Here is a 14,330-nt window from a genome sequence, read left to right on the forward strand (position 1 = left end):
GATATGGAATACGTGATCCTTGCCGTAGTCATCGCCGTGGTCGCCGTCGGTGCGATCGCGGGCCTCGTCGTTTCCGGCAGACGACGCCAGCAGCTGCCCCCGAAGTCGCAGGCGCCGGTCATCACGGCGCCGAAGCCCACCCCGGCGGAACCCCAGATCGGCGACGAGGCCGCGCCGCCGCGCGAGGAGCCCCGCCGCACCGTCGAGGAGGTGGAACTCCCGGCCGAGCCCGAGGCACCCGAGGCCGTCGAGATCGAGCCGGCCGAGGCCGAGGCGGCTCCCGCCGTCGAGGTGCCCGAGCCCACGGCCGGCCGGCTGGTCCGGTTGCGCTCCCGGCTCTCCCGCTCGCAGAACTCGATCGGCAAGGGCCTGCTCTCGCTGCTCTCCCGCGAGCACCTGGACGAGGACACCTGGGAGGAGATCGAGGACACCCTGCTCACCGCGGACGTGGGCGTCGCCCCCACCCAGGAGCTGGTCGAGCGGCTGCGCACCCGGGTGAAGGTGCTCGGCACCCGGACGCCCGAGGAGCTGCGCGCGCTGCTGCGCGAGGAGCTGATCGAGCTGATCGGCAAGGACGCCGACCGCACCGTGCGCTCCACCAAGCACGAGGAGGGCCCGGCCGTGGTCCTGGTCGTCGGCGTCAACGGCGTCGGCAAGACCACCACCACCGGCAAGCTGGCCCGCGTCCTGGTCGCCGACGGCCGTACGGTGGTGCTCGGCGCCGCCGACACCTTCCGCGCCGCCGCCGCGGACCAGCTGCAGACCTGGGGCGAGCGGGTCGGTGCGCGCACCGTGCGCGGCCCGGAGGGCGGGGACCCGGCCTCGATCGCGTTCGACGCGGTCAAGGAGGGCATCGCCGAGGGCGTCGACACCGTGCTGATCGACACCGCCGGCCGACTGCACACCAAGACCGGCCTGATGGACGAGCTGGGCAAGGTCAAGCGGGTCGTCGAGAAGCACGGCCCGGTGGACGAGGTGCTGCTGGTGCTGGACGCCACCACCGGCCAGAACGGCCTGATCCAGGCCCGGGTCTTCGCCGAGGTGGTCGACATCACCGGCATCGTGCTGACCAAGCTGGACGGCACCGCCAAGGGCGGCATCGTGGTCGCGGTCCAGCGCGAGCTGGGCGTGCCGGTCAAGCTGATCGGTCTGGGCGAGGGCGCGGACGACCTGGCGCCGTTCGAGCCGGGTGCGTTCGTGGACGCGCTGATCGGGGACTGAGGCTCCCCCCCCGGCGGCTTCCCGCCGGTCCGCCGTCGAAGGGTCCGCTCCGCTCGGGGCGGGCCCTTTCGCGTGCCCGGAAAGGGTCCGGCTGCCGCCTTGTCCCGCCCCGAGCCGAAGGGGCGCGCCGGTGCCGGATGGGAGGAGCGAGGAGGCCCCGAGGTACGAGGGGCATGGGAGCGACGACCGTCGGCACCGGGTCGGGTGCGCCCCGGAGGCGAGCGGGCGGGTGTTACGAGGCGATCCAGGCCGGTTCGGCGGTGCGCTCGCGGCCGCGGTGGCAGGCGTAGGCGAGGGTGCCGAGCAGCAGCCGGGCCTCGGGCGGGCAGCCGGCGTTGTCGCGGGTGGGGCGGCGCAGCCAGCGGACCGGGCCGAGGCCGTCGAGGACGGTGGGCGGGGCGGCGACGTAGCTGCCCTCGCCGTGGCAGGTGAGGTCGAGCGCGGCGTCGTCCCAGCCCATCCGGTACAGCAGGTCGGGCAGGCGGCGGGCGGTGCCGGCGGCGACCAGGAACTGCAGTCGGCCGGTGGGGGCGGCGAGCACCGGGCCGACCTGCGTGCCCATCCGCTCCAGCCGGACCAGTGCCTGCAGGCCGGCCTGCTCGGGGACGTCCAGGACGTCGAAGGCGCGGCCGGTGGGGAACAGCACCGAGCCCTCGGCGCGGGTGGCGCGGGCCCGGACCTCGGTGCCCGGCACGGGGTGCAGGCCGGGCGCGCCGCAGCGGGCGGCGCCGCAGGGACAGCGGGTCGGGGCGGTGGCGCCGGTGACCGGGGTGCCGGTGGCCGGGTCGCCGGTGGCGACCGCCCAGCCCCAGCGGCCGGTGTACTCCGCGGCGGCCTGGGACGCGGTGACCTTGGTGCGGCGGCGCGCGCCCAGCGGTGCCAGCCGCAGGTGCCCCAGTCGAAGTTCGCCGAACAGGTTGTCCATGCCTCCCCCAACAGGTTCTCGTTGCCGATGGTTACGGGACGGTGACTGTGTGTCGATTGTCAGGTGTGTGGTGCGTAGTGCGGTGGCGGCGCGCAGCGCGTGGTGTGCGCCTGTTCCGGTGGTGCGCCTCGGGCGCCGCCTTGTGGGGGCGGCGCGGATGCCGGATCGTCGTGTGCGCGAGACTGTTGCCGCCCCGAGTGGGTGGTGAACTCGCTTGTGGCTGAGGTGGATTGCGGGTTCTACCGGGTCTTCCGGGATGAGCCCGGGGACTTGGCGGCCCGCATATGCCGGACCGTCGGGACTACCTAGTGAAGCGTGTGCCCCCTGTCTTCGGTTCACTCCTGGGGGTGGCGAAAGGTGGCGTTTCGCCAGGGTCGCTCCCGCGGGCACCTCGCGGGGCATTACGTTCAGCACGCGGATGTCGTCGGTGATCCCGCTCCGGGCCGTCGGAGAAAGGGAGTTGGGGATCTGACGGCTGGTCCGTGACGATGGCACACCAGTGCGAGGGCGCGGTACGGCACGACCTCAGGCACGGCACGTCTGGCAAGAGCCCGCAACCGTCGGGCGGTCACGATCGGGGGCCCCGCGAGGGGCCGGGCGGGATGGGACGTTCCCCATGGCAGAGAAGCAACCCAACGAGAAGCTGACCACGTGGTTCGCCCGTAGTGGCTGGTCCAAGGGCGAGTTGGCCCGCCAGGTCAACCGGAGGGCCCGGCAGATCGGCGCCCACCACGTGTCCACCGACACCTCCCGGGTGCGTCGCTGGCTCGACGGCGAGCAGCCCCGCGAGCCGATCCCCAAGATCATGTCGGAGCTCTTCTCGGAGCGCTTCGGCTCGGTGGTCTCGATCGAGGACCTCGGCCTGCGCGCCGCGATCCCGGTCTCCACCGTGGGCGGCGGCGTCGACCTGCCGTGGAGCGGCCCGCAGACCGTCCAGCTGATCAGTGACTACTCCCGCAGCGACCTGATGCTCAACCGCCGGGGCTTCCTCGGCACCTCGCTGGCGCTGACCGCCGGCGCCGCCCTGATCGAGCCCATGCAGCGCTGGCTGACCCCCGGCCCGACCGGTGTGCCCACCCCGATCCTCACCGCGGCCAACGGCGGCGAGGCGTTCACCGGACGGCTCTCCGAGCCCGAGCTGGAACTGCTGGAGCAGACCACGGTCATGTTCCGCCAGTGGGACGCGCAGAACGGCGGCGGGCTGCGCCGCAAGGCGGTCGTCGGCCAGCTGCACGAGGTCACCGACCTGCTCCAGGAGACGTACAGCGAGGACACCACCCGGCGGCTGTTCCGGCTCACCGCCGAACTCGCCCACCTGGCCGGGTGGATGTCGTACGACGTCGGGATGCACCCGAGCGCGCAGAAGTACTACGTCCTGGCCCTGCACGCGGCCAAGGAGGCCGGCGACCGCCCGTTCGGCGCGCTGATCCTCACCGACATGAGCCGCCAGATGATCCACCTCAACCGGGGCGAGGACGCCCTGGAGCTGATCCACCTGGCGCAGTACGGCAGCCGCGACACCGCCTCCCCGCGCCAGCAGTCCCTGCTGTACGCGATGGAGGCGCGGGCCTACGCCACCATCGGGGAGATCAACCGCTGCGCCCGGGCGATCCGGCTGGCGGAGGACACCTTCACCGACATCCGCGAGGGGGACGACGAGCCGGACTGGCTGAAGTTCTTCTCGCCGGCCGAGCTGAACGCCGAGAACGCGCACTCCTTCCGCGACCTCGCGTACCACTCCGACAACGCCCAGCTGTACGCCTCGCTGTCGGCGCCGGTGATGGAGCGCGCCGTCGACCTGTTCCGCCAGGACGGCGACCACGTGCGCTCGTACGCCTTCAACCTGATCGGCATGGCCAGCGTGCACCTGCTGCAGAAGGAGGCCGAGCAGGCGGTGGTGATGGCCGAGCAGGCGGTGGACATCGCGACCAAGGTGCGCTCGGAGCGGCTGAACTCCCGGGTGCGCAAGACCACGGAGGCCGCGGCGGCCCGGTTCAAGGGCGTGGACGCGGTGAGCCGGCTGAAGGAGCGCGTGGTTCAGGACATCCCGGAGTACGTCTCGGTGGTCTGAGCGCCGCTCCTCCCCGACTCCACCGACCGTGGCGGCCGCCGCCGTCACGGTCGGTGGCTCCCATGTGTGCGGAGCCGGACCGCGCGGCGGAACGGTAACCCGTCCGGGCGGGCGCGGGGCGGCGGTTCACGCAGCCGTAACCCGCGCGTCGCACGCGTCACGGCCGTGAAACAACGGGCCGCACTGGCCGAAACCAGCCTTCGGCACGCTCCTCTTCATCGCCGACACCCCGGGGGCACGGGACAGGTACCCGGGGGCCGATCGGCCTAGGACGCAGAGGAGACGCCGATGCCGGACGGCTTCAGCGCGGGCGACACCGCCTTCGTGCTCATCAGTGCGGCCCTGGTCATGCTGATGACCCCGGGCCTGGCCTTCTTCTACGGGGGCATGGTCAGGGCCAAGAGCACACTGAACATGCTGGCGATGAGTTTTCTCTCGCTGGGCATCGTCACCGTGCTCTGGGTCCTCTACGGGTACTCACTCAGCTTCGGGCCCGACGCCTTCGCCGGTCTGATCGGCAACCTGGACTTCCTCGGGATGCGCGGCATCGGCCTGAACGAGCTGACCGGGACCATTCCGGTCACCGCCTTCGCGATCTTCCAGCTGATGTTCGCGATCATCACCCCGGCGCTGATCAGCGGCGCCATCGCGGACCGGGCCAAGTTCGCCGCCTGGGGCCTGTTCATCGCGCTCTGGGTGACGATCGTCTACTTCCCGGTCGCGCACTGGGTCTTCTTCTTCGACGGCGGCAACGGCGGCTGGCTGGGCGACCGGAACGGCGTGATCGACTTCGCCGGCGGCACGGCCGTGCACATCAACGCGGGTGTCGCGGGCCTCGCGCTCTGCCTGGTGCTGGGCAAGCGGGTCGGCTTCAAGAAGGACCCGATGCGCCCGCACAGCCTGCCGCTGGTGATGCTCGGCTCCGGGCTGCTGTGGTTCGGCTGGTTCGGCTTCAACGCCGGCTCGGCGCTGGCCGCCAACGGCGTCGCCGCGATGGCCATGGTCAACACCCAGGTCGCCACCGGTGCGGCGCTGGTCGGCTGGCTGGTCTACGAGAAGCTCAAGCACGGCGCCTTCACCACGCTGGGCGCCGCCTCCGGCGCGGTGGCCGGCCTGGTCGCGATCACCCCGGCCTGCGGTTCGGTCAGCCCGCTCGGCGCGGTGGCGATCGGCCTGATCGCGGGCGCGGTCTGCGCCACCGCCGTCTCGCTGAAGTACCGCTGGGGCTTCGACGACTCGCTCGACGTGGTCGGCGTGCACGCGGTGGGCGGGGCGATCGGCTCGCTGCTGATCGGCCTGTTCGCCACCGGCGGGGTCGGCCAGACCGCCAAGGGCCTGTTCTACGGCGGCGGGCTGGGGCAGCTCGGCAAGCAGGCGATGGGCGTGGCCGTGGTCGCGGCGTACTCCTTCGTCCTCTCCTGGCTGCTGGCCAAGGCGGTCGACAAGCTGGTCGGCTTCCGGGTCGCCGAGGAGGTCGAGGTGGCCGGCATCGACCAGGCCGAACACGCGGAGTCCGCTTACGATTTCAGCGCTGTCGGGGCGGGCCTGGCCCGGGCCCTGCCGGGTCTGGCCGCGGCCGCCCCGTCGGCCGGTCCGTCCGTCGGCTCGTCCGCCGGTCCGTCCGCCGCGAAGCCCGCGGACCAGTCCGCCGGGAAGCCCACCGAGCAGGCCGCCGGAAAGGCCGCCGAGAAGACCGAGGTCGACGCCTGATGAAGCTCATCACCGCCGTGATCAAGCCGTACCGCCTGGACGAGGTGAAGGCCGCCCTGCAGGCCTTCGGGGTCCACGGCCTGACCGTCACCGAGGCCAGCGGCTACGGCCGCCAGCGCGGCCACACCGAGGTGTACCGGGGCGCCGAGTACACCGTGGACCTGGTGCCGAAGGTCCGGATCGAGGTCCTGGTCGAGGACGAGGACGCCGACGACCTGATCGACGTCCTGGTGAAGGCCGCCCGGACCGGGAAGATCGGCGACGGCAAGGTCTGGAGCATCCCGGTCGACACCGCCGTACGGGTCCGCACCGGAGAGCGCGGCCCGGACGCCCTGTAGCCCCCACCGCCGGCGGGCCCGTGACCCCCAGGGGACCGCGGGCCCGCCGACGGCGTACCCCCGCTCGGCCGAACCGCGGCGCACCGCAACCCCGGCGCACCGCGGGACGGCCCGGCCGCACGACGGACGGGACCCAGCGCATGACCACCGAGACCAGGCCTTCCGACCCCGCCGACCCCGCCGCCGCCCGGGCCGCGCTGCTCGCCGACCCCGGCCCGGTCGGCCGCCCCCGCCGCGAGGCGCTCGCGCGGCTCACCGACGACTGGCTGGCCGGCCTGCTCGCGGCCGCAGGCGCCCCCGCCGGCGTCGCCCTGGTCGCCGTCGGCGGCTACGGACGCGGCGAGCTGTCCCCGCGCAGCGACCTGGACGTCCTGCTGCTGCACGAGGGCCCGATCGACCGTGAGCTGCCCGAGAAGATCTGGTACCCGGTCTGGGACGCGGGTGCCAAACTCGACCACTCGGTGCGCACCGTCGCCGAGGCCCGGGCGGTCGCCGCCGCCGACCTCAAGGCCCAGCTCGGCCTGCTGGACGCCCGCCACCTCGCCGGGGACCCGACGCTCACCGCCGAGCTGCGCTCCGCGGTGTTCACCGACTGGCGCGCGAGCGCCCCCGCGCGCCTGCCCGAGCTGCGCGAGCTGGGCCGCGAGCGGGCCGAGCGGCACGGCGAGCTGTCCTTCCTGCTGGAGCCGGATCTCAAGGAGGCCCGCGGCGGCCTGCGCGACGTGGTCGCGCTCAACGCCGTCGCCGCCACCTGGCTGGCCGACGCGCCCCGGGACGGCCTGGACGCCGCCGCGCTGCGGCTCGCCGACGTCCGCGAGGCGCTGCACCTGGTCACCGGCCGGGCCACCGAGCGGCTCAGCCTGCAGGACCAGGACCAGGTCGCCGAGCGGCTTGGCGTGCTGGACGCCGACAGCCTGCTGCGCCAGGTGTACGAGGCGGCCCGCACCATCGCGTACGCGAGCGACGTCACCTGGCGCGCGGTGGACCGGGTGCTCGCCGCCAAGGCCGGCCGGGGCCGACGGGCGGTGCGGCGCGCGTTCCCGTTCACCGGGCCCTTCACCGCCCCGTTCACCGGGGCCGGGCGCGGCGCGGGCGCGGTGGCCCGGGGCGACGTCGAGCGCCGTCCGCTGGCCGAGGGCGTGGTCGAGCAGGACGGCGAGGCGGTACTGGCGCAGGGCGCCCGCCCGGCGACCGATCCGGTGCTGCCGCTGCGCGCCGCGGCCGCCGCCGCGCAGAACGGGCTGACCGTCTCCTACGCGACGGTGCGGCGGCTGGCCGCCGAGTGCCGTCCGCTGCCGGTGCCCTGGCCGGACGAGGCGCGCGAGCAGCTGGTCACCCTGCTGGGTGCGGGGGAGGCGGCCGTCCCGGTGTGGGAGGCGCTGGAGGCGGAGGGGCTGGTCACCCGGCTGCTGCCGGACTGGGAGCGGGTGCGCTGCCGTCCGCAGCGCAACGCCGTGCACCGCTGGACGGTGGACCGGCACCTGGTGGAGACCGCCGTGCGGGCCGCCGCGATGACCCGCCGGGTGGCCCGGCCGGACCTGCTGCTGGTGGCCGCGCTGCTGCACGACATCGGCAAGGGCTGGCCCGGGGACCACAGCGAGGCCGGCGAGGTGATCGTCCGCGACCTCGCGCCCCGGATGGGCTTCGGCCCCGAGGACACCGAGACCCTGGCGGTGCTGGTCCGCCACCACCTGACCCTGGTCGACACCGCGACCCGGCGCGACCCGGACGACCCGGCCACCGTCGAGGCGATCACCAAGGCGGTCACCACCCTGCCGGAGCTGGAGCTGCTGCACGCGCTCACCGAGGCGGACGCGCTGGCCACCGGTCCGGCCGCGTGGAGCGCCTGGCGGGCGTCGCTGGTGGCCGGACTGGTGGCCCGGGCGGCCGACCGGCTGGCCGGGGCGGGCACGGCGCCGGTGGAGGCGGCGCCGACCGCGGAGCAGGAGCGGCTCGCGGTCGAGGCCGCCCGGACCGGCGAGCCCGCGCTGTCGCTGCGGGCGCAGGCCGAGGGCGCCGACCCGGGCACCGAGCCGATGGGCGTCGAGCTGACGCTGGCCGTCCCGGACCGTCCCGGGCTGCTCGGCACCGCCGCCGGGGTGCTCGCGCTGCACCGGCTGACCGTCCGCTCGGCCGGGCTGCGCGAGCTGGACCCGATCGGTGCCGGGCCGGTGCTGCTGCTCTCCTGGCGGGTGGCCGCCGAGTTCGGCGAGCTGCCCGAGGCGGCCCGGCTGCGGGCCGACCTGCGCCGGGCGCTGGACGGCTCGCTGGACGTCGCGCGCCGACTCGCCGAGCGGGACGCCGCCGCCCCGCGCCGCCGGGGCATCCCCACCCCGCCGCCCGTGGTGGCGGTGGCTCCGGCGGTGGCCTCGGCGACCGCGACCGTGCTGGAGGTCCGGGCGCACGACGCCCCCGGGCTGCTGCACCGGATCGGCCGGGCGCTGGACGGCGCGGGCGTACGGGTGCGCACCGCGCACGTCTCCACGCTGGGCGCGGAGGCCGTCGACTCCTTCTACCTGACCGACGAGGCGGGCCGTCCGCTGGCCGCCGGACGGGCCGGGGAGGTGGCGGCGGCGGTCCGGGCGGCACTGGGCTGAGGGGCGCCCCCGAGCAGCGGCCGAGGTCTCCGGGAACAGGGGTGGAGACCGTACCCGGGGCGGCCGGATACCCTGGGGGACGACGACCGTACCGATACCGATGCCGCAGAGGACCCGCGACGACGTGTTCGACACCCTTTCCGATCGCCTCGCAGCGACGTTCAAGAACCTCCGGGGCAAGGGCCGCCTGAGCGAGGCGGACATCGACGCCACCGCCCGCGAGATCCGCATCGCGCTGCTGGAGGCGGACGTCGCGCTGCCGGTCGTCCGGGCCTTCATCAAGCGGGTCAAGGACCGGGCGCTCGGTGCCGAGGTCTCCGGCGCGCTGAACCCGGCGCAGCAGATCATCAAGATCGTCAACGAGGAGCTCATCGCGATCCTCGGTGGCGAGACCCGACGGGTGCGGTTCGCCAAGAACGGCCCGACGGTCATCATGCTCGCCGGTCTGCAGGGTGCCGGTAAGACCACCCTCGCGGGCAAGCTCGGCCACTGGCTGAAGCAGCAGAAGCACACCCCGCTGCTGGTCGCCTGCGACCTCCAGCGCCCCAACGCGGTCAACCAGCTCCAGGTCGTCGCCGAGCGCGCCGGCGTGGCCTTCTACGGCCCGCAGCCGGGCAACGGCGTCGGCGACCCGGTGCAGGTGGCGAAGGACTCGATCGAGTACGCCAAGCAGAAGCAGTACGACGTCGTCGTCGTCGACACCGCCGGCCGCCTGGGCATCGACGCCGAGCTGATGCAGCAGGCCGCCGACATCCGCGCCGCGGTGAACCCGGACGAGGTCCTGTTCGTCGTCGACGCGATGATCGGCCAGGACGCGGTGACCACCGCGCAGGCCTTCCTCGACGGCGTGGACTTCACCGGTGTCGTGCTCTCCAAGCTCGACGGCGACGCCCGCGGCGGTGCCGCCCTGTCGGTCGCGCACGTCACCGGCCGCCAGATCATGTTCGCCTCCAACGGCGAGAAGGTCGACGACTTCGACGCCTTCCACCCGGACCGGATGGCCTCGCGCATCCTCGGCATGGGTGACGTCCTCTCGCTGATCGAGAAGGCCGAGCAGACCTTCTCGCAGGCCGAGGCGGAGAAGATCGCCGCCAAGCTGCGCGGCGGCCCGAAGCAGTTCACGCTGGACGACTTCCTGTCGCAGCTGGAGCAGGTCCAGAAGATGGGCTCGATCTCCAAGCTGCTCGGCATGCTGCCCGGCATGGGCCAGATCCGGGACCAGATCAACAACATCGACGACAAGGACGTCAACCGGGTCGGCGCGATCATCAAGTCGATGACCCCGGCCGAGCGCGCCGAGCCGGAGCTGATCAACGGCTCCCGCCGGGCCCGCATCGCCAAGGGTTCGGGCGTCCAGGTCGGCGAGGTGAAGAACCTGGTCGAGCGGTTCTTCGAGGCCCGCAAGATGATGTCCGCGATGGCCTCCGGCAAGGGCGTGCCCGGCATGCCGGGGATCCCGGGCATGGGCGGCGGCGCCAAGAAGTCCGGCAAGAAGGCCCCGCAGGCCAAGGGCAAGCGCAAGAGCGGCAACCCGCTGAAGCGGGCCCAGGAGGAGGCCGCGGCCGCCCAGCGCCGCGCGCTCGGCCCGGGCGCCGGCCAGGCCCCGGCGGACGGCGGGGCGTTCGGCCTCGGCGCGGGCAAGGGCCCGGCCGACTTCGAGCTGCCCAAGGAGTTCAAGGACATGCTGTAGTCCTTGGACCCGCCGCGGTCCTTGGGCCCGCCGCGCTCGGGCCCGCCGTGGTTCTCGATCGTTCACGCTTGATCGATCGAGAACCTCATGGGGTCGGCCTTGATCGATTCCGATCGGCCCGTCGTCCGGTGTTTCCGGGCGGCGGGCCGATCGCGTGTCCGATGATGGGGGCATGCGAGTGATGATCAGGGCCCCGAGGCCCGAGGACGCGGTTGCGTACGCCGAGGCCGTCCGGCGGTCCGCCGAGCACATCGGGCGGTGGAACCCGGTCGAGCCGGACGGGCTGCCCGAGCTGCTGGAGCGCCAGGGGGCGGGGCTGTGCACCTTCCTGATCCTCGACGGGAGGACCGGCGGGCTGGTCGGCAAGGTGAACGTCGCCAACATCGTGATGGGCCGGTTCTGCAACGCGGCACTGGGCTACGACTCGTACCTGCCGTTCGCCGGCACCGGACGGATGACCGAGGGCATGCGGCTGGTCGTGGACCGCTGCTTCGCCCCGCAGTCGGCCGGCGGCCTGGGGCTGCACCGGCTGGAGATCAACGTGCAGCCGGACAACGAGCGGTCGGTCGCGATGGCCAAGCGGCTGGGCTTCCGGCACGAGGGCTTCTCGCCGCGGATGCTGTTCCTGCAGGGCGACTGGCGCGACCACGAGCGCTTCGCGCTGACCGCCGAGGAGTGGCCGGGCGCCTCGGCATAGCCGCTGGTGGGAGGGCATCGGCGCGGCCGCCCGGGCCGTCCGGGCGCGGCGTTGCGGTTGGCCCGCCCGAGCACCTGTCCGTATCGTCCGATGGGTGACCGAACCCGTGCCGCCGCGTCAGACCCCCGACCAGCCCTGGCGCTCCGAGGGCGCTCCGCCCCCGCCGCCGCCCCGCCGGCGGATGCCCGGCGGCTGGACCGGCCTCGTCCTCACCGCCCTCGTGGTGTTCCTGATCTCCGACGTGCTGCTGTCCTTCTTCGGGAACGAGGGCGCCACCACGATCTCGTACACCGAGTTCAACAACCAGCTGAACAAGGGCAACATCACCAAGATCTACTCCAAGGGCGACGCGATCGAGGGCACCCTCAAGAGCGCGCAGCCCAAGCCGGACGGCGGCAAGGGCGACTACACCGAGTTCGACACCCAGCGCCCCTCCTTCGCGGGCGACAACCTGTGGGGCACGCTGCAGCAGCAGGGCGTCGAGGTCACCGCCACCTCGCCGGTCCAGCAGCGCAGCTTCCTCACCAACCTGCTGCTCTCGCTCGCCCCGATGCTGCTGCTGATCTTCGTCTGGGTGCTGCTCGCCCGCCGGATGGCCGGGGGTCTGGGCGCCGGACCGCTGGGGCGCAAGACGCCGCCCAAGCCGGTCACCGCCGAGCAGGGCAAGCGCACCACCTTCGCCGACGTGGCCGGCATCGACGAGGTCGAGGCCGAACTCACCGAGGTGGTCGACTACTTGAAGAACCCCGACCGGTACCGCAGGCTCGGCGCCAAGATGCCGCGCGGCGTGCTGCTGAGCGGCCCGCCGGGGACGGGCAAGACCCTGCTGGCCCGGGCCGTGGCCGGGGAGGCGGACGTGCCGTTCTTCTCCGCCTCGGCGTCCGAGTTCATCGAGATGATCGTGGGCGTCGGCGCCAGCCGGGTCCGCGAGCTCTTCGCCGAAGCCCGCAAGGTCGCCCCGGCGATCATCTTCATCGACGAGATCGACACCATCGGACGCCAGCGCGGCGCGGGCGGCGGCATGGGCGGGCACGACGAGCGCGAGCAGACGCTCAACCAGATCCTCACCGAGATGGACGGCTTCACCGGCTCCGAGGGCGTCATCGTGATCGCCGCGACCAACCGGGCGGACGTGCTCGACCCCGCGCTGCTGCGCCCCGGCCGCTTCGACCGTCGGATCACCGTCAGCCCGCCCGACCGGGACGGTCGCGCCGCGATCCTGCGCATCCACACCCGCACCGTCCCGCTGGCGGGCGACGCCGACCTCCGCCAGCTGGCCAAGGTCACCCCCGGGATGACCGGCGCCGAACTCGCCAACCTGGTCAACGAGGCGGCCCTGCTGGCCGTCAAGCGCGACCGGGACGCGGTCAACGAGCGGGACCTCTCGGACGCCCTGGAGAAGGTCCAACTGGGCGCCGTGCGGCCGCTGGTGATGCCGCAGGAGGAGCGCGAGCGGACGGCCTACCACGAGAGCGGGCACGCCCTGCTGGGCATGCTCCAGCCCGGCGCGGACCCGGTCCGCAAGATCACCATCGTGCCGCGCGGACGGGCGCTCGGCGTCACCCTCTCCACCCCGGAGAACGACCGCTACTCGTACACCGAGCCCTACCTGCGCGGCCGGATCATCGGTGCGCTCGGCGGCATGGCGGCCGAGCAGGTGGTCTACGGGGTGATCACCACCGGTGCGGAGAGCGACCTGGAGCAGGTCACCAACATCGCCCGCGGCATGGCCGGGCGCTGGGGGATGAGCGAGCGGGTCGGCCGGCTCACCGCCGTGCCCTCCGACCCGCAGGGCGCGTACGGGCTCTCCGCCGCGCCGACCACGCTGGACGCGGTGGACGAGGAGGCCCGGCGGATCGTCTCCGAGTGCTACGACGACGCGGTGCGGCTGCTGACCGAGCAGCGGCACCGGCTGGACGCGCTGGCGGCGGCGCTGCTGGAGGCGGAGACGCTGGACGAGGAGCAGGCGTACCGGGCGGCGGGGGTGCCGCGGGAGGGGGCTTCCGAGGGCTCGGGCGGTTCGGGCGGTGCGGATGGCTCGGATGGCTCCGGCGGTTCGGGCGGCTCGGACGGCTCCGGCGGTTCGGGCGGGAAGTCGCTCGACCAGGCGTGAGACCGGGGCCGGGGGCGCTCGCCGTGGTGGCGGGCGCCCCCGGTTCGCGTCGCTAGCGCGGCCGCTCGGCGATCAGGTAACGGAACACGTTCTCCATCCGGACCGAGCCGTCCGCGCGCAGGTACGGCTGCAGCGCCTCCTCCAGCTCCTTGGCCACCAGCGAAGCCCCGGAGAACTCCTCGGCGGCCTCGAACAGGCCGGTGGAGAGCAGGCCGCGCACCGCGCTGTCGAGGTCCGCGTAGGCGAACGGGCAGCTCACCCGGCCGCTGCCGGCCGGGCGCAGGCCGGCCGGGGCGAGCAGGTCCTCCAGCGCTCCGGGCGCGCTCAGTGCGAACGGGTCGCGGGCGGTGGTGCGGCCCGCCATCCGCCGGGCAACGTCCAGCACCGGGGCGCTCTCGCAGCGCTCCGGCGGGCCCCAGGCGGCGAGCACCACGTGCCCGCCGGGGAGGGTGAGCCGGGCGGCCTCGGCCACGACCGAGCCCGGGTCGGCTGCGCCGGGCAGCTGCTCGAAAACGGTGACCAGCGAATGGGCCGAGCGGGGGACTCCGGCGGTCGGCCGGGCCCCGGCGCACACCCGTAGTCGGCGTCCGTGCGCCAGCTCGCGCAGCTCGTCCCGCGGCTCCTGCCCGGAGACCTGGGCGCCCCGCCCGGCGGCGAGCAGCAGGGCCAGTCCGGACCGGCAGCCCAGGCCCAGCACGCTGCTCGCCGGCCCGACCTCCAGCCGGTCGTGGACCGCCTCGTAGAGCGGCACCAGCATGCGTTCCTGGATCTCCGCCCAGTCGCGCGCCCGCGCGGGCCCGGTGGCCCCGGGCCGTTGGTGGTGCGCGCGTGCGCCGGTCGGTCGTACGGTCGTGCCGGTCGTCCGAGCTGAAGCCATCGCGGCCTCCCATCCGGTCCTTCGGTGTGCTGCTACGGCTCCCCCAAAGTCCCGCCCCACTCCAGCGAACAGCGGGTCGGGCCCGGCGTCC

General features: G+C 73.9%; 10 protein-coding genes. 8 read left to right on the forward strand and 2 right to left on the reverse strand.

The features are described from left to right. The first annotated feature begins 3 nt into the window (after positions 1-3). Positions 4-1,221: a signal recognition particle-docking protein FtsY gene (gene ftsY, locus ACIRD3_RS34990; protein ID WP_402224686.1), complete on the forward strand. Its 1,218-nt coding sequence runs from the start codon at positions 4-6 to the stop codon at positions 1,219-1,221. A gap of 232 nt (positions 1,222-1,453) precedes the next feature. On the opposite strand, the gene ACIRD3_RS34995 is transcribed toward ftsY, so the two are convergent. Further along, the gene (locus ACIRD3_RS34995) at positions 1,454-2,146 is read right to left on the reverse strand and encodes a bifunctional DNA primase/polymerase (protein WP_402224688.1); all 693 of its coding nucleotides are present in this window, start codon (positions 2,144-2,146) and stop codon (positions 1,454-1,456) included. A gap of 616 nt (positions 2,147-2,762) precedes the next feature. Between ACIRD3_RS34995 and ACIRD3_RS35000 the strand changes: the two genes are divergently transcribed. The 7 genes from ACIRD3_RS35000 (at position 2,763) to ftsH (ending at position 13,362) form a co-directional block, all read left to right on the forward strand. Continuing rightward, a complete protein-coding gene (locus ACIRD3_RS35000; RefSeq protein WP_402224691.1) occupies positions 2,763-4,217 on the forward strand; it encodes a hypothetical protein in 1,455 nt (484 codons plus the stop codon). Between the two features lie 288 nt (positions 4,218-4,505). Then, a complete protein-coding gene (locus tag ACIRD3_RS35005; protein ID WP_402224693.1) occupies positions 4,506-5,927 on the forward strand; it encodes an ammonium transporter in 1,422 nt (473 codons plus the stop codon). Next, the gene (locus tag ACIRD3_RS35010) at positions 5,927-6,265 is read left to right on the forward strand and encodes a P-II family nitrogen regulator (RefSeq protein ID WP_350524594.1); all 339 of its coding nucleotides are present in this window, start codon (positions 5,927-5,929) and stop codon (positions 6,263-6,265) included. Before ACIRD3_RS35005 ends, ACIRD3_RS35010 begins: the two co-directional genes overlap by 1 nt. A gap of 140 nt (positions 6,266-6,405) precedes the next feature. Further along, positions 6,406-8,862: a [protein-PII] uridylyltransferase gene (locus ACIRD3_RS35015; RefSeq protein WP_402224694.1), complete on the forward strand. Its 2,457-nt coding sequence runs from the start codon at positions 6,406-6,408 to the stop codon at positions 8,860-8,862. A gap of 124 nt (positions 8,863-8,986) precedes the next feature. Next, a complete protein-coding gene (gene ffh / locus ACIRD3_RS35020) occupies positions 8,987-10,552 on the forward strand; it encodes a signal recognition particle protein (protein ID WP_402224758.1) in 1,566 nt (521 codons plus the stop codon). A gap of 172 nt (positions 10,553-10,724) precedes the next feature. Continuing rightward, entirely contained in the window at positions 10,725-11,249 is a 525-nt protein-coding gene (locus ACIRD3_RS35025; RefSeq protein WP_402224696.1) for a GNAT family N-acetyltransferase, read from the forward strand. 94 nt (positions 11,250-11,343) lie between these two features. Further along, positions 11,344-13,362: an ATP-dependent zinc metalloprotease FtsH gene (gene ftsH / locus ACIRD3_RS35030; protein WP_402224699.1), complete on the forward strand. Its 2,019-nt coding sequence runs from the start codon at positions 11,344-11,346 to the stop codon at positions 13,360-13,362. 52 nt (positions 13,363-13,414) lie between these two features. Here ftsH and ACIRD3_RS35035 read toward each other — a convergent pair whose 3' ends face one another. Then, entirely contained in the window at positions 13,415-14,239 is an 825-nt protein-coding gene (locus ACIRD3_RS35035) for a class I SAM-dependent methyltransferase (RefSeq protein WP_402224702.1), read from the reverse strand. Between the last annotated feature and the right edge of the window lie 91 nt (positions 14,240-14,330).

The sequence above is a fragment of the Kitasatospora sp. NPDC093550 genome (genome assembly GCF_044764985.1).
Taxonomy (GTDB): domain Bacteria; phylum Actinomycetota; class Actinomycetes; order Streptomycetales; family Streptomycetaceae; genus Kitasatospora.